Origin of the sequence: Campylobacter sp. RM12640, assembly GCF_020137595.1 — a bacterium.
Taxonomy (GTDB): domain Bacteria; phylum Campylobacterota; class Campylobacteria; order Campylobacterales; family Campylobacteraceae; genus Campylobacter_E.
Genome location: NZ_JACGAU010000001.1, coordinates 63,522 through 85,471 on the forward strand (window position 1 = coordinate 63,522; position 21,950 = coordinate 85,471).

The 21,950-nt window shown below is 28.3% G+C and carries 20 protein-coding genes; 14 read left to right on the forward strand and 6 right to left on the reverse strand.

Annotated features, from left to right (window positions below; all coding sequences use genetic code 11):
* Positions 1 to 31: 31 nt before the first annotated feature.
* Genes infC through coaE form a run of 5 tightly spaced genes read right to left on the reverse strand, consistent with a single transcriptional unit; the run spans position 32 to position 4,421 of the window.
* A complete protein-coding gene (gene infC / locus AVBRAN12640_RS00360; RefSeq protein ID WP_214117012.1) occupies positions 32 to 556 on the reverse strand; it encodes a translation initiation factor IF-3 in 525 nt (174 codons plus the stop codon).
* A complete protein-coding gene (gene thrS / locus AVBRAN12640_RS00365; RefSeq protein WP_214150172.1) occupies positions 553 to 2,355 on the reverse strand; it encodes a threonine--tRNA ligase in 1,803 nt (600 codons plus the stop codon). The genes infC and thrS overlap by 4 nt, the downstream gene beginning before the upstream one ends.
* A 2-nt stretch (positions 2,356 to 2,357) precedes the next feature.
* Positions 2,358 to 3,008 (reverse strand): dUTP diphosphatase, encoded by a 651-nt coding sequence (locus AVBRAN12640_RS00370; protein WP_442862242.1) that lies wholly within the window; start codon positions 3,006 to 3,008, stop codon positions 2,358 to 2,360.
* Positions 3,009 to 3,052: 44 nt separating this feature from the next.
* Positions 3,053 to 3,802, reverse strand: a complete 750-nt coding sequence (gene dapF, locus AVBRAN12640_RS00375) for a diaminopimelate epimerase (protein WP_336608353.1) — start codon at positions 3,800 to 3,802, stop codon at positions 3,053 to 3,055.
* On the reverse strand, positions 3,789 to 4,421 hold the full coding sequence (coaE, locus tag AVBRAN12640_RS00380; protein ID WP_239803072.1) for a dephospho-CoA kinase: 633 nt from the start codon (positions 4,419 to 4,421) through the stop codon (positions 3,789 to 3,791). Before coaE ends, dapF begins: the two co-directional genes overlap by 14 nt.
* Positions 4,422 to 4,548: 127 nt before the next feature.
* Between coaE and AVBRAN12640_RS00385 the strand changes: the two genes are divergently transcribed.
* From AVBRAN12640_RS00385 to AVBRAN12640_RS00450, 14 genes are all read left to right on the forward strand, one after another.
* Positions 4,549 to 4,746, forward strand: coding sequence for a twin-arginine translocation signal domain-containing protein (locus AVBRAN12640_RS00385; RefSeq protein WP_214116989.1), 198 nt, complete (start codon positions 4,549 to 4,551; stop codon positions 4,744 to 4,746).
* Positions 4,747 to 4,764: 18 nt separating this feature from the next.
* On the forward strand, positions 4,765 to 7,617 hold the full coding sequence (locus AVBRAN12640_RS00390; RefSeq protein WP_214116987.1) for a formate dehydrogenase subunit alpha: 2,853 nt from the start codon (positions 4,765 to 4,767) through the stop codon (positions 7,615 to 7,617).
* A 2-nt stretch (positions 7,618 to 7,619) separates the two neighbouring features.
* Positions 7,620 to 8,195, forward strand: coding sequence for a formate dehydrogenase FDH3 subunit beta (gene fdh3B / locus AVBRAN12640_RS00395; protein ID WP_214116984.1), 576 nt, complete (start codon positions 7,620 to 7,622; stop codon positions 8,193 to 8,195).
* A 15-nt stretch (positions 8,196 to 8,210) separates the two neighbouring features.
* Entirely contained in the window at positions 8,211 to 9,113 is a 903-nt protein-coding gene (locus AVBRAN12640_RS00400; protein WP_214116983.1) for an SPFH domain-containing protein, read from the forward strand.
* Complete coding sequence (locus tag AVBRAN12640_RS00405; protein ID WP_214116980.1) at positions 9,110 to 9,502, forward strand: NfeD family protein; 393 nt, start codon at positions 9,110 to 9,112, stop codon at positions 9,500 to 9,502. Before AVBRAN12640_RS00400 ends, AVBRAN12640_RS00405 begins: the two co-directional genes overlap by 4 nt.
* Before the next feature lie 590 nt (positions 9,503 to 10,092).
* Entirely contained in the window at positions 10,093 to 10,692 is a 600-nt protein-coding gene (locus AVBRAN12640_RS00410; protein ID WP_336608354.1) for a MotA/TolQ/ExbB proton channel family protein, read from the forward strand.
* Positions 10,676 to 11,068 (forward strand): ExbD/TolR family protein, encoded by a 393-nt coding sequence (locus AVBRAN12640_RS00415; RefSeq protein WP_214116976.1) that lies wholly within the window; start codon positions 10,676 to 10,678, stop codon positions 11,066 to 11,068. The genes AVBRAN12640_RS00410 and AVBRAN12640_RS00415 overlap by 17 nt, the downstream gene beginning before the upstream one ends.
* A gap of 4 nt (positions 11,069 to 11,072) precedes the next feature.
* Positions 11,073 to 13,037: a TonB-dependent receptor gene (locus AVBRAN12640_RS00420; protein WP_336606721.1), complete on the forward strand. Its 1,965-nt coding sequence runs from the start codon at positions 11,073 to 11,075 to the stop codon at positions 13,035 to 13,037.
* Between the two features lie 3 nt (positions 13,038 to 13,040).
* Positions 13,041 to 14,021 (forward strand): FecCD family ABC transporter permease, encoded by a 981-nt coding sequence (locus tag AVBRAN12640_RS00425; RefSeq protein ID WP_336608355.1) that lies wholly within the window; start codon positions 13,041 to 13,043, stop codon positions 14,019 to 14,021.
* Positions 14,014 to 14,760 carry an ABC transporter ATP-binding protein gene (locus AVBRAN12640_RS00430; protein WP_214120259.1) on the forward strand — a complete coding sequence of 249 codons (747 nt, stop codon included), beginning with the start codon at positions 14,014 to 14,016 and terminating at the stop codon, positions 14,758 to 14,760. Before AVBRAN12640_RS00425 ends, AVBRAN12640_RS00430 begins: the two co-directional genes overlap by 8 nt.
* Before the next feature lie 8 nt (positions 14,761 to 14,768).
* Positions 14,769 to 15,539 (forward strand): ABC transporter substrate-binding protein, encoded by a 771-nt coding sequence (locus tag AVBRAN12640_RS00435; RefSeq protein WP_214120260.1) that lies wholly within the window; start codon positions 14,769 to 14,771, stop codon positions 15,537 to 15,539.
* Entirely contained in the window at positions 15,539 to 16,189 is a 651-nt protein-coding gene (locus tag AVBRAN12640_RS00440; protein ID WP_336608356.1) for a hypothetical protein, read from the forward strand. The genes AVBRAN12640_RS00435 and AVBRAN12640_RS00440 overlap by 1 nt, the downstream gene beginning before the upstream one ends.
* The gene (locus AVBRAN12640_RS00445; protein WP_336608357.1) at positions 16,189 to 17,406 is read left to right on the forward strand and encodes a flavodoxin family protein; all 1,218 of its coding nucleotides are present in this window, start codon (positions 16,189 to 16,191) and stop codon (positions 17,404 to 17,406) included. Before AVBRAN12640_RS00440 ends, AVBRAN12640_RS00445 begins: the two co-directional genes overlap by 1 nt.
* A gap of 106 nt (positions 17,407 to 17,512) precedes the next feature.
* Entirely contained in the window at positions 17,513 to 21,349 is a 3,837-nt protein-coding gene (locus AVBRAN12640_RS00450; protein WP_336608358.1) for an autotransporter outer membrane beta-barrel domain-containing protein, read from the forward strand.
* A gap of 22 nt (positions 21,350 to 21,371) precedes the next feature.
* On the opposite strand, the gene AVBRAN12640_RS00455 is transcribed toward AVBRAN12640_RS00450, so the two are convergent.
* On the reverse strand, positions 21,372 to 21,809 hold the full coding sequence (locus tag AVBRAN12640_RS00455) for a PH domain-containing protein (RefSeq protein WP_214116947.1): 438 nt from the start codon (positions 21,807 to 21,809) through the stop codon (positions 21,372 to 21,374).
* Positions 21,810 to 21,950: the final 141 nt, after the last annotated feature.

The window sequence follows — 21,950 nt, forward strand, 5'->3', positions numbered from 1 at the left end:
AATTTAAAAGTGGCTATTAAAAGCCACTTTATTATTTTTTAGTGCTTTTTGGGGTGCAAAGCATATTAATGTAGCGACCTTCAAATAAAGGTGCTTTATCCATATTTGCAATATCGCTAATTTCTTCATAAATTTTTAAAAGCAGTTCTTCGCCTGATTGTGGATTGCTTAATTCACGACCTTTTAAAAATACTCTAAATCTAACATGCTTTCCTGATTTTAAAAACTCAATAGCGTGTTTAACTTTATAGTTAATATCATTTTGAGCAATTTTTACAGAAAGTTTGATTTCTTTAACTTCTACTACCTTTTGCTTTTTCTTAGCATCTTTTAGCTTTTTTTCTTGCTGATAGCAAAACTTGCCATAGTCCATAATCTTACAAACAGGTGGCTTAGCATCTTTTGCGATTAATACCAAATCAAGCCCTAAACGATTAGCAAGTGCATTAGCCTCATCGCTACTAATTATGCCATATTGTGCTCCATCATCACCTATACATCTAACCTCTGCTAAATCTATTTCTTCATTTAACAATACATCTTTTTCTTTACTCAAAATACTACCTCGTTTTGTTTTTCTTTAATTAGTTTCAAAAATTCCTCCATTGTAAGTGTTGATTGTTGTTTAGCTCTTCTATCTCTTAAAGCTACTTGATTATTATTTATTTCTTCATCTCCGATTACTGCTATATAAGGCACTTTTAACATTTCTGCATTTCTTATTTTTTTACCTAAAGTATCGTTTTTCTCATTAATATCAGCATCAACTCCAAGCTCTAATAATTCTTTTTGTAATGCTTTTGAATACTCAATATGCTTTTCACCTACTGGTAAAATCATAACTTGAATTGGAGCTATAAAGAATGGTAATTCTCCTGCTGTATGTTCAAGCAATATGCCTAAAAATCTTTCAAAACTTCCAAGTAAAGCACGATGAAGCATTACAGGGCGTTTTTTCTCATTGTTTTCGTCTGTATATTCAAGCTCAAATCTTTCAGGTAGGTTAAAATCTACTTGAATAGTTCCACATTGCCATTTGCGTTTAAGTGCGTCTAGGATTTTAATATCAATTTTTGGACCATAGAAAGCTCCACCACCTTCATCAACTCCGTATTTAATACCTTCTTCATCTAAAGCTTCCATTAAAGCTTTTGTAGCAACTTCCCAAATCTCATCACTTCCTATTGATTTTTCAGGTTTTGTTGAGATTTCTAGTTCCCATTCAAATCCAAAAGTTACCATAATTTTTTTAGCAAAATCTAAAATCTCTTTTACTAAGGTTTTTATTTGACTTGGCATACAGAAAATATGGCTATCATCTTGAGTAAATTCACGAACTCTTAAAAGCCCGTGTAAAGCCCCACTCATTTCATGGCGATGAACCATTCCGTATTCAAAGAATTTAATAGGCAAATCTTTATAACTTCTACCTTCACTTTTATAGCAGAATACATGTCCTACGCAGTTCATTGGTTTTATTCCGTATTCTTGCTCATCAATTCTAGTAAAATACATATTTTCTTTATAGTTCGCATAATGTCCGCTTGTTTTCCAAACGCTAGAATTTAGTAATTCAGGGCCACGAACAGGCTCATAAAATCTAACTCTATGGGCTTTATATAAAATATGCTCTAATTTATTTCTAACTCTTGCACCATTTTTAAGCCATAATGGTAAGCCACCGCCAATTTGTTCGCTAAATGTGAATAATTTTAAATCATTTCCTAGTTTTCTATGGTCTCTTTTCTTAGCTTCTTCTATCATTGTTAGGTAGTCTTTTAAAGCTTCTTTTGTTGCAAATGCGATACCATAAATTCTAACTAGCATTTCATTTTTTTCATCGCCGCCTAAATAAGCACCTGCTAATTTTGTTAATTTAAAATTCTTAAGCATTTTAGTGTGTGGTAAATGTGGCCCACGACATAAGTCGGTAAATTCACCTTGAGAATATGTGCTAATTTCTCCACTTAAACGACTTAAAACTGCTTGTTTTAATTCATCGTTTTTAAACTTTTCGCAAGCAGCTTCATAGCTCATCGTATTTTTTACCATAGGAGAGCCTTTTTTCGCAAGTTCTTTCATTTTATCTTCAATTACTTTTAAATCTTCTTCGCTGATTTTTTCATCTACTTTAAAATCATAATAAAAACCTTCATCAACGCAAGGTCCTACGAAAAATTTAGCATTTTTATATAATTGTGTAATAGCTTCAGCTAAAAGGTGAGCACAGCTATGGCGAATGATTTCAAGTGCCATAGGACTATCATCATAGAAAATTGGCTCAAGTCCTGCTCCATCAGTGCTTAAAGTATCATAAATATTTTTATCTTTATCGTAATATCCTATTATTTCCATTATTAATCCTTTAAATTTTTATAAATTTCATTAAGATTTTTATACAAACTATCATAGTTTATATCATTTTGCTCTAGTAGTTCATATAAGATTACATTGTCTTCTTTACCATTCCAAAGTTTTTTATAAGTTCCATTTTTATAGCCGTTATCTTGGCGGAATTTATTTAAGACATTTTTACCAATGTAGATTTTATAAAGTCTTGTAAATTCTAACTCACAACTACACATTAGCTTTAAAAATATTTCTGTAATTTGCGTTATGTTTAGCTCTTTTGCACTACTTGTGTGAATTAATTCTCTTGAAAGTTCTAAAATATCATTTAAATTTTTATTTGTTTTATTGAATTTAAATTCTGAAATCGTGTTTATAAGTTCTTTTTGTTGATTTTGCATAATTGCAAGGCTTAAAATAAAATGCCAAATATCAACTAATTCAATTTGAATATTTTCTAAATCCCAACTAGCATCTATGCTTTTCCAATGTTTCCAAGGCATAGAATCAACGAGTTCAGCACATTCCATATAAATACAACGAGCAAAATCAATTAAGCGATTTTCCTTTGTATAACCTTTTTCCCAACCAATTCCGCAAGTTGCGTTATTTAAAGCTTGTTGTAAGCTTAACATATCATTAGTATATTGTAATTTCATCATCCCTTCTACATCAAAAAATATCAAAATACTAGCAAAATTATTTAACAATCAAGCGTAGTGCTAAAAATTTTTTTAACTTGTGCTTTAAAATATAAATAATCATCTTTAAAACTCACTTCGCAAATATCATTGCTTTTTGGATAAATAATAGCCTTTTCATCAACTAATTTAAGCATTCTAGCATAATAAAAACAAGCGTTCATTCCAGTTCCACAAGCTAAAGTTTCTCCAACTCCACGCTCATAAGTTCTAACATACAAAACCCCATCTTTAAAAGTTGCGTAATTTACATTTGCATCATATTTTTCTCTTAAATATTTAGCATTTTCTTCGTTGTAGTTTTGCACTCCATCAAGAGTTACTAGGTGTGGCACACCTGTATCAATTAGGCAAAATACATTTTGAAATTCCACTAAATTTTCGTGTATAACCTTAGCTTTAGTTAGTCTAATTTCTACAAAATCATCATCAAAAATTGTCGCCTTAATAATCCCTGCACCAGTTAAAAAACTCATATTTTTATTTGCTAAATTTTGAGTATAAGCAAAATGTGCCGCAGCTCTTGCACCATTACCACACATATTAGCTTTTGAACCATCTTGATTGTAAAATCCCCAAGTAAAATCATAATCTTTATCATTTTTTTTGATTGCAATAAGCCCATCAGCACCTATTCCACTATGTCTATTGCATAATTTTATGGCTAATTTACTTAAATAATTTTCATCTAAATTATCATTTTGAAAAATAATAAAATCATTTCCATTTGCGTAGTATTTATGAAATTCCATGTTTTTCCTTTAGTTTTTGGATAAGTTTTAGCGAGTTATCTTTAAAATCTTCTAAATTACCATCGTTTTTGATTAAATAACTTGCAAATTTTATTTTTTTGTCTATATGTAATTGAGAATTTAATCTTAGTTTTGCTTCAAATTCTGTTAAATTATTTCTATTCATAAGCCTTGTTAAAGATAATTCATAAGGGCAATAAATCACAATTTTATTAAGCAAAAAATTATAATTGCTATTTTCAAAAAACAAGGGAATTTCTACAAAAATTATTTTATTTTTATTTTGTTTGATTTTTTTGAGAATTTCTTTTTTGATTTTTGAGTGCATTATTTTTTCTAATTTTTTCTTAGCTGTTTTATCATTAAAAATCACATTTGCCACTGCTTGTTTTTTTTCTTTTAAGAATTTGAAATAGGAATTTGAAATATTTAATTTTTTACGAATTTGTTTCCATTTGTAGCAAAAAACTTTTGAAGAAATTTCATCAGCACTAATGCAAAATATTTCATTTTCTTTAGCAATATTTAAAAATGTAGATTTACCACAAGCAATGCTAGATGTTATTACATAAATATTTTTAAAAAATAGGTGTTTTTTTATCTTAATTTTTCTTATCAAAACCGACTCTTTTTATCATTATCATAATATTATTTTTTAGATAATTTTGTTTATTTTCTTAAGCCTAATTTTAAGGCAATAATGTATTATTTAGGTTACTTTTTAAAATTTTAGTAAGGAGGCAGCCATGGAGAACAAAAGAAGAGCTTTTCTTAAAAAAGCATTAAGTGCTGGAGCTACCTGTGCTGTTGCTAGCGTAGGTTTAAATGCAGCAACAAGTAGCGAAAATAATAGCTCTGGTGTAGTATCTGGTCGTGCAAAGAAAAAAGAAGTGTTATATAAAAAGACCCTTCACTGGGAAAAATTTTATAAAATTGCATATTAATTTATAGAAAGGATTTAAATGCGTAATTTAGGTAGAAGAAGCTTTTTAAAACTTGCAGCAGTTGCAGGTGCAAGCACTACCGCATTTGGTGCGACAAACGCAACCTTAAAGGCAGATGAAAAAGTTAAAATGCCTTATGAAGGTAGTAAAAGTGTTCGCACAGTTTGCTCTATTTGTAGTGCTGGTTGTGGTATAGAAGCTGAAGTAGTAAATGGTGTTTGGGTTAGACAAAATAACGCAATAGACCATCCAATTTCACTTGGAAGTCATTGCTGTAAGGGAATTGACCAAATTGATTTAACCAAATCAAAATGTCGTGTTAAATACCCATTAAAAAGAGTTAATGGTAAATGGGAAAGAATTAGCTGGGAACAAGCTGTAAATGAAATCGGCGATAAAATGCTAGATATTAGAAAAGAAAGCGGTCCTGATAGCGTAATGTTTTTAGGTTCAGCTAAGTTTAACAATCAACAAGCATATTATTTTAGAAAATTTGCTGCATTTTGGGGAACAAACTCAATAGATCACGTAGCTAGAATTTGACACAGCGCAACAGTAGCCGGTGTGGCTAATACTTGGGGATATGGCGCTATGACAAATCACTTTGGTGATGTTGTAGGTAATACAAAATGTATGATTATGTTTGGTGCAAACTCAGCAGTTGCAAACCCTATTGGATTTAAGCATATTTTACAAGCTAAAGATAGAAATAATGCTCCTTTAATCGTAGTTGACCCTATTTTTACAAGAAGTGCAGCTCATGCTGATATTTATGTAAGAATTCGTCCAGGAACTGACATTGCATTTGTATATGGAATGTTAAATCTTATTTTTGAAAATGGTTGGGAAGACAAAGAAATAATCAAAAATAGGTCTTATGGAGTTGATTTAATTCGTGAAGAAGCTAAAAAATATACTCCTAGCGAAGTTGCTGATATTTGCGGATGTAGTGAAGAAATTCTAATTCAAGTTACAAAATTATTTGCGACTACAAAACCTGCTACACTATTTTGGTCATTAGGTATTACTCAACATTCAGTTGGTAGTTCAAATACTCGTATTTTAGCTATTTTACAATTAGTGTTAGGAAATATTGGAAAACCTGGTGGCGGAACTAATATTATTCGTGGTCACGATAATGTTCAAGGTGCAACAGATATGGGATGTTTAGCAGACACACTTCCTGCTTATTATGGCTTAGCTGAAGGTGCTTGGAAACATTTTTGCAATTTTTGGGGAGTTAGCTATGAAGATATGCAAAAACGCTTTGTAGATGATAGTGCAAATGGTGGCAAAAAATGGATGCACGAAAAAGGATTTAGTTTATCTCGCTGGTGGCAAGGTGTTAAAGGCGTAGTTCCTTATGGCACGGATACAACTCATTCAAATGCTCCTGTTAGAGTTCTTTGGGTTCAAGGAACTGGAATTACTTCTATGGCTCACACTGTTAAAATTCAAGAAGCACTTAAAAAACTTGATTTAATAGTAGTTGCTGAACCATTTGTAAATGAAGTTGCAGTTTTAGCAGATCGCCCTGATGGAATTTATATACTTCCTGCTTCAACTCAATTTGAAACAGAAGGATATGTAACAGCTACAAATCGTTCTATGCAATGGAGAAGTCAAGTAGTAAAACCAATTTATGAAAGTAAAGAAGACCAAGAGATTATGTTTATGTTTGCTAAGAAATTTGGCTTTTATACAGAATATACTCGTGGTATGAAACTTGAACTTCAAAATCATAAATTAGTTCAGGTAATTCCTGATGATGTTGATGCGAAATGGCCTGATGATGCTACAAGAGAAATGAGTAATGGTTTATTATCAATTGGTCTTCGTGGTATTAGTGCAGAGCGTTTAAGAAAACATCAAGCAAATTGGGCTAATTTTGACCCTGATACTTTAATGGGTATTGGTGGAGATGTAAAAGGCGAATATTATGGCTTACCTTGGCCTGTGTGGGATGCAAAACACCCTGGAACTGCTATTTTATGGAACCCAAATGTTCCTTATGAAAAAGGTGGAATGGGCTTTAGAAATAGATTTGGACTTGAGCATAATGGAGTTAGTCAGTTAGCTGATAATTCATTCACTCCTGTTGGTTCTAAGGTTAAAGGTGGTTATCCTGAAATTAAAAAAGATAATATTGAGCAAGTATTTGGTATTACATTAAGTGATGAAGAAAAAGAATTAATGGGTAATTCTTGGAGCACAGATATTTCAGGAATTATATTAGAAAAATGCCGTGAAAAAAGTGCTTGTTGCTTAGGAAATGCAAGAGCTAGAACTATAGTTTGGGAATTTAGCGACCAAATTCCAAAACATAGAGAGCCAGTGCATTCACCAAGATGGGATTTGGTGCAAAAATATCCAACATTTGACGACCAAACAACTCCAAATTTCCGTGTTACTACAATGTTTAAGAGCGAGCAACAAAAACAAGACTGGAGCAAGGATTTTCCTATTATCATTAGCTCAATGCGTTTAGTAAATCTAAGTGGTGCTGGTATGCTTGAGAGAACTAGTAAGTATTTAGCTGATATTACACCTGAAATGTTTGCTAATGTTCATCCAGAGCTTGCAATGCAACACAATATTGGTGATGGAGAAATGATGTGGATACATAGCCCGCAAGGAACTAAGATTAAAGTAAAATGTATTCACAATAGAAGTGTAACTCCAGATAGAATTTGCTTACCTTACAACTTCGCTGGTGTTTTACAAGGAGTTGATTTAAGTCATAACTATCCAGAAGGCACTAAACCTTATACAATAGGCGAAATGTCAAATACGGTTACAAACTATGGTTTTGATCCAAATACACAAATTAGCGAATTTAACGCTGGACTTTGCAAGATAGAAAGGGCATAAAAATGGCTAGAATGAAGTTTTTTGTTGATAAAAATCGTTGTATTGGTTGTTTTGCTTGTCAAGTTGCGTGTTCAAGCGGACATGAAGTTCCTGTTGGTATTAAAAGAAGAAAAGTAATTACTTTAAATGATGGTATTGAAGGCAAAGAAGTGTCAATGACAATAGCATGCCAGCATTGCACTGACGCACCTTGTGCTCAAGTTTGCCCTGTTAAATGCTTTTATATTCGTGAAGATGGTATCGTATTACACGATAAAAAAGAATGTATTGGTTGTGGTTATTGCTTATATGCTTGTCCATTTGGTGCTCCACAATTTCCAAGAGATGGAGCATTTGGAATTAAAGGCGAAATGGATAAATGTACAATGTGTGCAGGAGGCCCTGAAGAGACAAATAGTGATGAAGAAAGAGAACTTTACGGACAAAACCGCATAAGCGAAGGAAGAGTGCCTATTTGTGCTGCTGTATGTGCTACAAATGCACTTTTAGTTGGAGATGAGAGCGAAGTTTCTAATGTATATAGAAAGCGTGTTTTAACTAAAAATGCAAATGTTAATTTAAGTAATATGTTTATTTAATTTAAATTAGGAGAGATGATGGAATTTTTAATTTTTGTTGGAGTTTTACTAGCTTTAATAATAGTCATTTTAATAAAGTCTATAATTATAGTATCGCAAAGCGATATTGTAATAGTTGAGCGATTAGGTAAATTTCACAAAGAATTAAGCGGAGGATTTCATTTAATCTTTCCTTTTATTGATATGGTTAAATCAATAATTACTATTAAAGAGCAACTAATAGATATAGAAAAACAACAAGTTATTACAAAAGATAATGTAAATATTTTAGTTGATGGGATAGTTTTTCTAAAAGTAACAAATGGAAAAATGGCATTTTATAATGTTGAAAATTATAAAAAAGCTATATCAAATTTAGCTATGACAACTCTTAGGGGTGAGATTGGCGGTATGTATCTTGATGATACTTTAAGTAGTCGTGATAGTTTAAATAGTGCTTTACAAATTGCACTTGGAGATGCTGCTGATAACTGGGGTGTAAAAATTATGAGAGTAGAAATTTCTGAAATTTCAGTTCCTAGTGGCATAGAAGAAGCAATGAATTTACAAATGAAAGCTGAAAGAGAAAAAAGAGCTATAGAATTAAACGCTGAAGCACAAAAAGTAGCACTTATAAAAAATGCTGAAGCATTAAAGCAAGAGCAAGTTTTAAACGCTGAAGCAATAGAAAGAATGGCTGATGCTAAAAAATACGAACAAATTGCATTAGCTCAAGGTCAAAAAGAAGCTATGAATAACATAAATGAAGCAATGGCACAAAACATTAATGCAGCTGAGTTTTTATTAGCTAAAGGCAGAGTAGAAGCATTTTTAGCTTTAGCAAAAAGTGAAAATAAAGATAAAATATTAGTTCCTTATGAAAGCACTGAATTAATAGGAGCTTTAAGTGTATTAAAAGAATTTGTAGGCAAAAAATGAGTAGCCTATATTTACTTTGTATAGGAATATTTTTAGGAATTTTAGAATTATTAGTCGGTAGTTTTTATATAATATTTTTTGCTATAGGATTTATTATTGTCGGTGCAATTAATTTAATAAAGCCATTAGATTTAGAATTACAAATAATATTAATTGCTGTTATATCTCTTGTTTTACTTATAATTTTTAAATTTTTTGTTAAAACTAAAAAAGTAGAGAATTATGACGATGATTTTTTAAATACTCAAGGCGAAGGCGTTGTTAAAAATGGTATGATTTATTATAAAGGCTCATTTTGGCAAACAACTGATAATTTAACCTTAAAAGAAGGTGAAATTGTAAAAATTGAAAAAATCCATAATAACAAAGTAAAAATTAAACAAGATTAATTTTTATAACTTTCAATAATATTTTTTAATTTATAAAATACAACCACAAACAATAATATTACATAACTTAAACCATAAATGCCGCATAAATTACATAATAATGCAAATTGAAATTCTATGTTTGATTATTTTTTATAATCAAACATAATTTAAGTTATATTTAATTTATAGAAATTATCTTCCAAGATATAGAGCATTTGGAATTAAAGGTGAAATGGGTAAATGCACAAGGTATGCTGTTATATGTATTATAAATACACTTTTAGTTGGAGATGAGAGCGAATTTTAATATATATAGAAAGCGTGTTTTAACTAAAAATACAAATATAAATCTAAGTAATATGTTTATTTAAACTTTAGCCCATTTTTTAGCACTGATTCATATTTTAAATTCTTTAAATTTTATTTAATTTATAACAAGTAAAAACCCTAAATTAAAAGTATTAAACATATTAATCAAAGTAATAGTTAATTTAAAAATCACAATTGCTAATCAACAAATTAGTTTCAATTTAAAAACAATTTAAGAAATAATTTTATATAATGATTATGAAAATTCTTTTCATTATAAATTAAAAAAAAGGTATTTAATGTTAAACTTAATGCAAATTGGTGGTTTATTTATGTGGCCTATTTTTGTTCTTTTAGTGCTTAGTTTTGCTGTGATATTAGAAAAAATAACAAATATATATTTATATCAATTTTCTTTTAATAATAATTTTAAAATCAAAATAAAAAAAGCAATATATGATAAAAATTTAATTGAATTAAAAAATATATGTTCAAATAAAAATTCTATATCAAATAGCATACAAAAAGCTATAAATATATACGAAAAAAATAATTTAAATGAATTTGAATTAGAAAATATTCACTTTAATGAAATAAAAAAACTTGAGAAGAATGGTTTTATCTTAGGTATAAGCATAAGTATATGTCCTCAACTTGGTCTTTTAGGAACCGTTACTGGTATGATTTCTTCATTTGCAGCTCTTAGTAAAGAAGCAAATGAAGAATTAGTAGCGGCTGGAATTAGTGAAGCTTTATATACAACTGCATTCGGATTAATTGTAGCTATTTTTGCTCTTGTATTTCATATCATTTTCAATAAAAGAATTGATTATTTAAATAACGAAATTTACCTTAATTTAAACTATTTTAATAAGGCTTTTAATGAGAAGAATAAATAGAAAAAAACCTGAATTTATAGAAATTTCTATGTTGAATTTGATAGATGTTATTTTTATATTACTTATATTTTTTATGCTAAGCACCACATTTTCTAAATACTGGCATTATGAAATAAGTCTACCAAAAACAAATAATAGCGAAAACACAACTAAAGAAAATAATATAAAAGAAGTGATTTTAAATAAAGATTTAAACTTATACATAAAAAACAATAAAGATTTAATTTTTATAGATGATATAAACAAATATATAAAATCTTCAGATATTGTCTTATTAAGTGCTGATAAAGAAATAAGCTACGACAACTTAATTAAAACAATATCTATTATTAAAAATTCAAACATTAATAAAATCAAATTAAATATAGAAAGGTAAAAAAATGAAAAAAACTATTTTAGCATTTTCATTAATTGGTGCATTATATGCTGATACTTTGCTTGATACTCAAGTAATTAGCGATAGTGGATTTAGCGATAGCTTAGCTGATGTTAGCTCAAACTTATTTGTCATAAATAAAGAAGAGTTAAATAAAAAGAATTATCACGATTTAGGAGAAATTTTATCTTATCTTCCTAGTGTTTCTTTAAATCCTGTAGGTATAGGCAGTGCAATTGATATTAGAGGTCAAGGAAGTAGAGCTAATGCAAGGGTAAAAATCTTGTTTGATGGAGTTAGTCAAAACGCATTAGATACATCACATCTTGGAATTCCTTTTAATACAATAAGCGTAAATGATATTGAGCAAATTGAGGTTATTTCTGGAGGAGGAAGTGTAGTTTATGGAAATGGCACTAGTGGTGGTGTTGTCAATGTAATTACAAAATCAAGCTTAAAAAAAGATTATGCAAATCTTACTCTTGGGTTTGGTTCTTTTTCTCATAAAAGTATAGGAGCAAGTGCTGGTGCAAATATAAATGATAAAATATATTCTCATTTTGGAATTAATTATATAGATGAAAAAGGATATCAAAGAGCAGATTTAAATAAACTTTTAAATACTGATATTGGGTTTAAATTTAAACTAACAGACTATCAAAATTTAGATATCAATGCAAATTATATGCATAATGAATATAGAAATAGTCAAGCTTTAACCGAGCAAGAAATTGAACAAGATAGAAGATATGAAGGAATAATTTGTACTCAATATGAAATTTCAAGATTTGGCTTTATTTGCAAAAATCAAATTCTAGCAAGTCAAGATTCAACGAAAACTAGCAGTAGAAAGAACTATAATCTAAAATATAGCAATGAAATTAATGAAAATATTTTAACAGAATTTATGGCTTATTTGCAAGATAATAACTATGAAGATAAACAATTTTTTGATAGAAAAATAGGGGCTAATGCTAAAGCAAAACTAAACTATGATTTTTCAAATACAATATTAGGATATGAATATTTATATGCAAAAGGCAAAAGAGCTTCTACAACAACAAATATAGTTAAAAAAGATACTCATTCTATTTATGCAATAGAACAATTAGATTTTAATCCATTTGGAATTGATATTGGTGCAAGACTTGAAAATTCTAAATACAATATAAATAGAAGTGATGGAATAGCTACTATAAACGATTCGAAAAACACAAACAACTATGGTGCAAATATTGTTTTATCTCATAAATTTATGGATACAAATAGTGTGTATTTTAAATTTGAACGCGGGTTTAATTCTCCATCTCCTTATGAATTAACCGATAAAGCTGATGGAAAAAATTATTCTATTAATAATTTAAAATCAGAAGATTATTTAAATTATGAATTAGGATTAAAAGGTTTAGTATTTGACCAATATGCAAGTATAAGTTTATTTTATACCCTAACAAACAATGAAATAAATGTAAATATGAGCCATTATCCTGTTGTTAAATGGACTTATGAAAATATTGCTAAAACAAAAAGATATGGAGTTGAAATAAGCTTAAATCAAAGCTTGCTTGATGATAGATTAAACTTGTTTGAAACCTTTTCATATATTGATGCTAAAGTAGTTAAAGACAATTTAAACAAATACAAAGAAGGACAAAAAATACCAAATGTATCACCTTACAAAATCAGTCTAGGAGCAAATTATAAAATAACTGACAAGTTAAGCGTAAATGCTGATTATAGGTTTTATTCTAAAACAAATTGGGATTATTTAAACAACAATAAACAATTAGAAAAGAAAGCTTATTCTTTAGTTGATGTTGGACTAAATTATGACTTTACCAAAAATATAAGTTTAAGTTTAGAAGCAAAAAATATCTTTAATACAAAATACAATCTAAACTGCAGCGGTCAAACTTGCCAAGTTGCACCTACAAGCACTTATTATATGCAAGTAAAAGCAAGATTTTAAACAATGAAAAAATCATTATTTCTAGCTTTAATTAGTATTGTATGTATGTTATTATCGCTTGGAATTAGTTCACCTCAATCTAATTTCGGCTTTCAAGCATTATATAGACTAATAAGCTTAAATAATGATTTCAATGATTTAGATATTTTGTATCAAATATTTATAGAATTAAAAGCACCTAGAATACTATTAGCATTTATAGTTGGTGCTTTATTATCTAGTAGTGGAGCAGTTATTCAAGGATGTTTTTTAAATCCACTTGCTGATCCTTATATAATAGGAATAGCATCGGCTGCTACATTTGGTAGTTTAATTGCATTTATGTTTAATTTAAGTGAGATTTATTTTGGACTTTTTGCATTTTTATCTTGCATACTTTTTACATTTTTTATATTTTCTATTTATAAAAAAAATCAAAATATGGCAACTTTATTAATTTTAGGAATAGCCACTTCAACACTATTAGCATCTATAACATCTTTTTTTATATATTTAATAGGAGAAGATAGTTTTAAAATAAGTGCTTGGCTAATGGGATACTTAGGTAATGCAAATTGGAATATAGTAATAATTGTATATATTGCAAGCATAATATGTATTTTGTATTTTTATATTAAAAGATATGAACTTGATTTGTTATTATGTGGAGATGAAGAAGCTAATTCTTTAGGGCTTAATGCAAGTAAAAGCAAAAAACTATTTTTAATAATTTCATGTATTGCAGTTGCTTTTTCTGTAGCTTTTTGTGGGCTTATAGCATTTATTGGTTTAATAATCCCTCACACATTAAGAATGTATTTTAAAACTTCATCTAATAAAATAATAATTCCATATTCAATATTTATAGGAGGAATTTTTTTATTATTTTGTGATAACTTAGCATTTAATATATTATATCCCATAGAAATTCCTGTAGGCATTATTACTTCATTTTTTGGAGTTCCTTTATTTATATATTTAGCTTTAAGGAAAAACTATGCTTGAAATTAAAAATTTTTCATTCTCATATCAAGACAAAATAATTTTTAGTAATTTAAATATAAATTTCAATTCATCAAATTTTATAGGTTTAATGGGTAAAAATGGTTGTGGTAAAAGCACTTTAATTAAATGTATAATTAATTTGCTTTCGTATAAAGGCGAAATTAGTTTTAAAAATAAAAATCTAAAACTCTTAAATCATAAAGATTTAAGTAATTTAATCTCTTATGTTCCACAAAAATCAAATCAATTTATGCCTATTAGTGTGAGTGATTTTATAATGATGGGATTATTTAGTAAAAACAATTCATTTTATATACAAAATGATTACAAAAAACTTGATGAAATAATGGAATTTTTAAATATACAAAACTATAAAAATAATCTTACTAATAATTTAAGTGGTGGAGAATTTGCAAAAGTAATGTTAGCAAGAGCTTTAATAAAAAAACCAAAAATTTTATTATTAGATGAAATTTGTGCTCCACTTGATATTAATTACTCTATATTTTTAATGCAATTATTAAAAGACTTAGCAAAGGATGGTTTGCTTATATTAATGGTAATACATGATTTATTCACAAGTATTAGATTTTGTGATGAGATAGCTTTTGTTAAAGATAAAAATATTTTATTTTACGACAAAACAAGAATAGTTTTTAATAAAGAAAACATTAAAAATATTTTTGAATTTGATTGTGATATTTATGAAAATAAAAATAATTTAAATGTTATATTTTAGGAGAAAAAATGAAAAAAATTTTATTAAGTTTATTAATTTTAGTTAATTTAAATGCAAATAAATTAGTTGTCTTAGAACCTAGTGCTGTAGAAATATTATATGAGCTAGATAGTTTTAATAATATTTTAGCTATAGCTAACACCACCACTTCTACCATTTATCCAGAAGATAAAACAAAACAATTACCAAGCGTAGGAACATACACAAGACCAAACATTGAAAAAATAATAGAATTAAAACCTGATATTGTAATAACAAGTCAACATTCATTAGGATTAGAAAAATTAAAAGAATTTAATATAAAAATTTTAGATTTTAAAGCTAATTCTTTCGAAGAGCTAAAAAACAATATTGCTAAATTAGGAGAAATTACAAACAAAAAAGATAAAGCACAAGAAATCATCAAAGAATTTGAATTAGGAATTAAAGAATTTCACAATCTTGCAAAAGATAAAACAGCTATGTTTATTTTCTCATCAAACCCTATAATGTTATTTTGTGATAACAATTTAGCAAATGATGTTATTAAAGCTTTTGGTATGAAAAATATATGTGATTTAAAAGAACAAACGCCAATAGTAAATAAAGAATATATAATAAGTAAAAATCCTGATTATATTTTTTATTTTAATGACGGAGATTTAAAAATTATAAGCAATTTTTTAAAACATACTAAAGCATTCAAAAACAATAATCTAATAAAAACAAATTCTTCATCACTGCTTAGGGCAAGTCCGAGAATTATTATAAATATGAAAGAATTGTCAAAGGAATTATAATGAGATTTTTTATAATTTCTTTGATAATAAACATTGTCGCACTAACGATACCACTTAGCACTGAAGAAATTATAATTGATAATAAAAAAATTAATATTGAAATATTTGAAACAAAAAAAGAAGATTTTTTAAATAATCAAAAAATCCTTCAAGAAGAGATTTTAAACCAACAAAATAATTTATCAGAGCAAGTTATACAAAAAGAAATAAATATAAAAAATACAAATTTAAAAGCAAATAAAAAAGTAAAAATTAAAAAAGAAGCAAAACAAGATACTAAAAGCACAAGCAATACAGCAAATGAAAACAAAGAAGAAACTAAAGAAAATCTTATTACTAACAATCAGATTAATATGGTTAAAGAATATCCTAAAAATACAAATTCACAATTTTGCAAAAGTAATATAATTTTTAATGAACTTGATAATTCTTATCCTAAAAAAGCAAAAATGTTAAAACTTGAAAGGATAAGTAAAGTTAGCGTTAGATTTAGCATTTCAAACAGCGGAATAAATATTTTAAGCATTACTGGAAATGACTTCTTTGCAAATCATACAAAAAAACTAATTTTAGATATGAAATACAAAATACTAGATAAGCAAGCTTTAGGTTGTGTATTTTTAAAAAATATAGAATATAGGATGAATTAATGGTTGTTTTATATCTTAGCAAAAATAATAGCAGTAAAAAAATAGCCTTAGAAATCGCTAAACTTTTAAATATTGATTGCTTTAATTTAGAGCATTATAAAGACATTGATAAGCATAAGTATATTTTCTTAGTATTTTGGTTAGAAAAAGGCAATATCACAAGCAATATGCCAAAAATACAAAATAAGATTTTAGGCATAATTTTTACTTGTGGAGCAGATAAAAACAGCGAATATATAAAAAATAAAAAAGAAATGTTTTTTAATATTTTTAATAAAAATAATCAAGTGCTAGGCATACAAGCAGTAAATGGAGCTATTAGTGATGAATATATAAATAATGCAAAAAAATTAGCTAAAGAAAACCCTAATTATATTATTACAAAAGAAAAGGAGAAATTATGGAAAAATAGCAAAAAACATCCCGATGAAAACGATTTAAAAATAACAAAAAACTTTACAATTTATATTAAGGAAAAAATCATGAAATTACAACAAGCAAAAGAACATATGAATAAAGACCATAAAGATTCTTTATTTAGACTAGTAAAGCATCATACAAATAAAGATGCTCAAAATGTGGAGTTAATAGATATAACTTATAGCGGAATGGATATTTTGTATGATGGAGAAATTTTACATTTAGATTATAAAACTAAGGCTAGTGAAGATACACTTCATTATAGTGTAATAGAACTAGTTAGTGAAACAAAAATAAATTCTAATAATTTAGATGAAGAAATAAAAAATTTTAAACATTCTTTTAAAAGTGTAAATATTGCTAGTGTTAGCAAAAATAATCAAGTTATTTGCTCTTATGCTCCAATAATTTTTAAAAATGATGAAATGTTTATTTTCATAAGCGAAGTTGCTGAACATTTTTCAAGTATTAAAAACAACTCTAACAATATAGAAATAATGTTTTTAGAAGACGAGAGTAAAGCTAAAACAATATTTGCAAGAAAAAGGCTCAAATATCAAGTAAATGCAAAAATAGTTGATGATAGAAGAGAAGAATTATTTGAAGTTTTAAAAGAAAAATATGGAAATGAGGTAAATATTTTTAGCAAAATGCTAGATTTTCATTTTATACAATTAAGTATAAAATCAGGTAGATTTGTAAAAGGCTTTGGTGCTGCTTTTGATATAGATTCTAATAATAAAGCTGCTGAAGTTAGATTAAATATGCCGCATAAATTACATAATAATGCAAATTGAAATTCTATGTTTGATTATTTTTTATAATCAAACATAATTTAAGTTATATTTAATTTATATAAATTATCATCACGACTTGCTTAGGCAAAATTATTTTTTTAAGGAGATGTCATGGCTAGACACATTACGGGGGGGGGTATTTAAGCTCTCATTAGTTGCGAGTGCATTAATTCTTAGCACTAGCTTAAATGCAAAAAGCGTTAATTCAAACGAAGTTGGAAAAGAAGAAAATCTTTATCTAATTAATTCAAGCAATGCTACTAAAGATATAACTACAGAAAAAGACAAATATCAACAGATTGGTTTTGATAACAAAGGAATTGATCCAACACCAGAGCAAAGAATTACTTTAAGCGGTAATATTACAAATGATGGAGTAAGCCTTATAAGAGATTTTAAAGGTGATGTGCTTAAAAATACTTCGGGGATAATTAATGGAACCATTACCAATAATGTTTCTACTCAAAGTGTGCCAAAAGCTTTAAGAGATTATTATTACAATAATCCTGAAAGTATTCAAGGACAAAAAGAAGAAATCCTAGAATTTGCTAAAGACCTTGAGAGAGTTCAAGTAGTTACCGGTAAAAATATTAATATGGTTATAGATACAGCTAAGATTACTTCAGATATTGAAAACAATGGCGGTCTTTATGTAACAGATAGTGGATTAAAATCAGTTACTAATAATGGAGTGCTTTTTGTAGATTGGTCAGGTATTATTAATGAAGGTGGCGTAGCTATTAGTGGCAATGGAGATGTGATTTTAGAAGATGCAGAAATAAAAGGCACATTAAATGCTAAAGACCTTTATGTTATGGGAAAACCAAAAAAAGAAAGCACTCCTTATGTAGCTAGAAAAACTAGCCAACCTCAAAACGATCATGTTACAAGTGTTAATGATGTAAATACCACAAACTTAGCTAAATTTGAAACTTCTATTGTAAAAGGTAAAGTTACAGCAAATACTAAAGCAAGTGCAAATAATTCATTCTATGGCTTTAACACAACTTTTCAAGGTGCTATTGATAATCAAAACGGCAAAGCTAGATTTATCCTTTCGGATATTCAAAATGGAGTTAAGAGTAAAGGCGATATAGAAACATACGGAACACTTATTCAAAATAGTGTAGAAACCGAAGGAAAATTCATAAGTGGAGCTCATCAAAAAGAATTAGCAAACAAGTATTTCTCAACTCTTTTAAATAGCGAAAAAATAGCAAGTGCTGAAGATATGAAGAGGCTTGATGAGATAATGGGAAATGAAGAAAATTTCTTACCTATTGTTAAAGCAGCAGCTTCAAATTCTCATGATATTGATAGCACTACATTTTATAAAGACTCTTTAAAATATATAGATAGCGATTATTTAATATCAGGAGATTTAATAGCTAATGGTGGTATTGATACAACTGGTTTTGAAACGAAAGGAACTGGAGTTGTTAGGGTTGCTAAGGGTGATATTAATAGCATTGTTGATACTTTTGCAAATACAGGTGGTGTTTATATTACAGAAGGTAATTTAAATGCTAATAACTCAATTTTTAAAAGTGATGTAAATATTGCTAAGGGCGATTTAAAAGCTTTAGGGAATTTGTTAGAAGAAAAAAGAGATGAAAGTGGCGAAAGAGTAAAAGATAAAAACGGCAATCAAGAGTATAATCCTGCATTTTCTTATATTGACAATGATGATGCAATTAATACAATGTCAAGATTTGCAAATATCAATGTAAATGATGGAAATATAAGCCTAACAAATACTTATGCAGAAAATATCATAGCAAACGATAAAGCTACAAGTTCTAAAACAATTACTCTTAAAAATGCAGTTATAAATAAGCTTACACACGGAACAAATCTAAAAGACGCAGAGTTTAATGTAAATGCTAATAAAGCTTTATTTAGAGAAAGCGTTACAAACTACGGCTCAATCAATGCTGTTAGTTCATCATTTGATAAAGATGTTAAGGCTAGAAATCTAAGCTTAAGTGGTATCGTTGAAGATGTAGAAAGGCTAGATAAAGAAGCTAGAGTGTATCACGGAGAGATTAGCTATGACGCTAATATCGTAGCTTCAAATAATCTAAGCTTAACAGGTATAGAGAGTGCTTATAAATTAGATAAGAGTGCTAATACAACTCTTTTACAAGCAAAAGATATAAATATCAATAGTTCAGCTATCAAAGCTCAAGTTATAGGTAATGCTGATATTAGCGATGATTTAACTACTGGTGTATTGGCAAGTCAAGTTAGTGCTGCGAATTTTTATAAAGACCCTATCTCAAAAGGTTCAAACATTAATTTAAATAACGCTATTGTATTTGGCGATATGAAAGCTGATAAATTAAATGTGAATAATTCTAAGATTACAGGTAGAATTTTAGCAAATGATTTAAATGCAAGTAATAATACATTTATTATGGGTGGCACAAACAATACATTCTTAGGCACAATGATTGCAAGAAATAGCACAAGTGGTAAGGCAAATGAAATAGGATTACTTGGTTTAAGTGTAAATAATGGCAAAGCTGATGCAAGTAATCTAGCAAATCTTCCATTAGCTTTATTAAAGATTGGAAATGGAAATGCAACAGCAGAAGACTTCGTTACAAAAATCGGAGTTTATGATGGTCTAAGTGTATATTCATTAGATAAGAAAAATATCTTAAGCGGGACATTAAAGCAAGGAGATGAGGATTATATTTATTATTCAGTTGTAGCAAATCCTGTTAATGCGGCTGCAAGTAGGGCTGATGCTAGTAAGACAAGTGATAATTTTAGTGCTGATAGCAAAAGTGGTGCTGATAAGAGTATCTTAGATAATGCAAGCTCAAGCGTAGGTGCAATTGCTCAAAAAGCAAATGAAGTTGCAAAAGGAACTGCAAGTGATGAGGTAATGGCAAATGCTAATAAAGTTGCAAATGATACAAGCAAGATTGTAGCAAGTGAAACTAGCCTTGATAAAGCAATTGAAGAAGCACAAAAAGATATTAAAAACGCTGCAATTGAAGAAGCTATTAAAGTAGGGTCTAACATTAATGGTAATGAGATTGAACTTACTTTAAAAGGTGCTAATACTAAGGCTTTAACAGATGCAAAAAATATGCTAAATCAGACTTATTATTCTTATGTTAGTGAATGGAACAATCTAAACAAAAGAATGGGTGAACTAAGAAATAATGATGGCAAAAATGCTGGAATTTGGATTAGAAGTTTTGGTGGCGAAGGTAAGATTGATAGTGTTAAAATAAAATACTATGAAGTGCAATTTGGTGCAGATAAGCAAACTAGCACAAATTACGGAGAATTATATTCAGGTGTAATGGCAAATATAGGTCAAAGCACAAGTAATTCAAGTAATTCTAAGGTGAAAAATCACGGCATTGGTGCTTATGTTAGCTTAGTTGGTAATGATGGCTTATTTATTGACGCTACAGCTAGATATACCAATCATAAATCAACATTTAAAGATAATGTTTGGTTAGGCGATTTAAAAGATAGCGGAAGTGGATTTTTAGGTAGCGTTGAGGCTGGATATAGAATGGGAAGTGATTTTTATCTTGAGCCTAGTGCTGAATTAATCCTTGGCTATGTTCCTATGGCTAATTTAAAGGGTAATGATAAAGTTACTTTAAAAAGCGAAGGTAAATTTATGGGAGCAGCAAAAGTTGCTTTAAGTGCTGGTGCGAATATTAATGATACTTTTGGTTTAAGAGCTAGTGTTGGCGGGGCATTTGATTTAAATAACACTCCTACTATAACTTTAAGCGATGGCACAACTACAAGAGTTGAAAAAGGCTTTAAAGATAGTCGTGGATTTGCAAGTGTAGGAGCTAATTTTAACTTAGGTAAAAATACTAAGTTTAGCTTAGACGCTGAAAAATCATTTAGTGGAAAATATAATACAAACTACAATATAAACGGAACTTTAAGATATTCGTTTTAAAAAATAGCCCTAGAAATAGGGCTTATTTTGATAATTTATTTTCTATATATTCATCTACACTTTTTTTGAATTTTATTGGTTCACCAATAAAAGGAACAGGTGCAGAAGAACCAGCACCATTTATAAATATTGTGCCAAAATTAAAAATCCTACCAAGAATTCCTTGACCAACTCTGATACTTTCTATTTTTTCTAATCTTAGCTCTATTGTATCTCTTCTAATAAAGCCAAATTTAGCTATAACTTTTCTATTTGTTAAAGCAAGTTCTGTTGTTGTAATAATAACAAACATACGAAGTAAAAGAAAGATGATAAATATAGCAATAAAAGGATGAATAGCAATACTTAAAATTGCTAAAATTAAAATAGCAAATAAATCACCTATAAAAGCAAAAATACTAACTTTGGCTTTTAAAACAACGCTTTCATCTGTGCCTAAAACTTGTTCTACATAAGACATAAAAACTCCTTTTAAAAATTAAAAAAAAGTATTATACCCCCCCCCATTTTTAATTCTAGCTTAAATGATAAATATATTTTGCGTTTAAATTTATAAAGAATTTGAATTAATGATATTAATATTTTTAAAAGTTTTATAATA

What these genes read in the sequence shown, in the direction of transcription:
- AVBRAN12640_RS00450 (WP_336608358.1), top strand. Translation starts at nt 17,513, where the DNA reads ATGTCATGGCTAGACACATTACGGGGGGGGGTATTTAAGCTCTCATTA.
- thrS (WP_214150172.1), bottom strand. Translation starts at nt 2,355, where the DNA reads ATGGAAATAATAGGATATTACGATAAAGATAAAAATATTTATGATACT.
- AVBRAN12640_RS00440 (WP_336608356.1), top strand. Translation starts at nt 15,539, where the DNA reads ATGAGATTTTTTATAATTTCTTTGATAATAAACATTGTCGCACTAACG.
- AVBRAN12640_RS00420 (WP_336606721.1), top strand. Translation starts at nt 11,073, where the DNA reads ATGAAAAAAACTATTTTAGCATTTTCATTAATTGGTGCATTATATGCT.
- AVBRAN12640_RS00400 (WP_214116983.1), top strand. Translation starts at nt 8,211, where the DNA reads ATGATGGAATTTTTAATTTTTGTTGGAGTTTTACTAGCTTTAATAATA.
- fdh3B (WP_214116984.1), top strand. Translation starts at nt 7,620, where the DNA reads ATGGCTAGAATGAAGTTTTTTGTTGATAAAAATCGTTGTATTGGTTGT.
- AVBRAN12640_RS00385 (WP_214116989.1), top strand. Translation starts at nt 4,549, where the DNA reads ATGGAGAACAAAAGAAGAGCTTTTCTTAAAAAAGCATTAAGTGCTGGA.
- AVBRAN12640_RS00435 (WP_214120260.1), top strand. Translation starts at nt 14,769, where the DNA reads ATGAAAAAAATTTTATTAAGTTTATTAATTTTAGTTAATTTAAATGCA.
- AVBRAN12640_RS00410 (WP_336608354.1), top strand. Translation starts at nt 10,093, where the DNA reads ATGTTAAACTTAATGCAAATTGGTGGTTTATTTATGTGGCCTATTTTT.
- AVBRAN12640_RS00405 (WP_214116980.1), top strand. Translation starts at nt 9,110, where the DNA reads ATGAGTAGCCTATATTTACTTTGTATAGGAATATTTTTAGGAATTTTA.
- AVBRAN12640_RS00430 (WP_214120259.1), top strand. Translation starts at nt 14,014, where the DNA reads ATGCTTGAAATTAAAAATTTTTCATTCTCATATCAAGACAAAATAATT.
- AVBRAN12640_RS00415 (WP_214116976.1), top strand. Translation starts at nt 10,676, where the DNA reads ATGAGAAGAATAAATAGAAAAAAACCTGAATTTATAGAAATTTCTATG.
- dapF (WP_336608353.1), bottom strand. Translation starts at nt 3,802, where the DNA reads ATGGAATTTCATAAATACTACGCAAATGGAAATGATTTTATTATTTTT.
- AVBRAN12640_RS00370 (WP_442862242.1), bottom strand. Translation starts at nt 3,008, where the DNA reads ATGAAATTACAATATACTAATGATATGTTAAGCTTACAACAAGCTTTA.
- AVBRAN12640_RS00425 (WP_336608355.1), top strand. Translation starts at nt 13,041, where the DNA reads ATGAAAAAATCATTATTTCTAGCTTTAATTAGTATTGTATGTATGTTA.
- AVBRAN12640_RS00445 (WP_336608357.1), top strand. Translation starts at nt 16,189, where the DNA reads ATGGTTGTTTTATATCTTAGCAAAAATAATAGCAGTAAAAAAATAGCC.
- AVBRAN12640_RS00455 (WP_214116947.1), bottom strand. Translation starts at nt 21,809, where the DNA reads ATGTCTTATGTAGAACAAGTTTTAGGCACAGATGAAAGCGTTGTTTTA.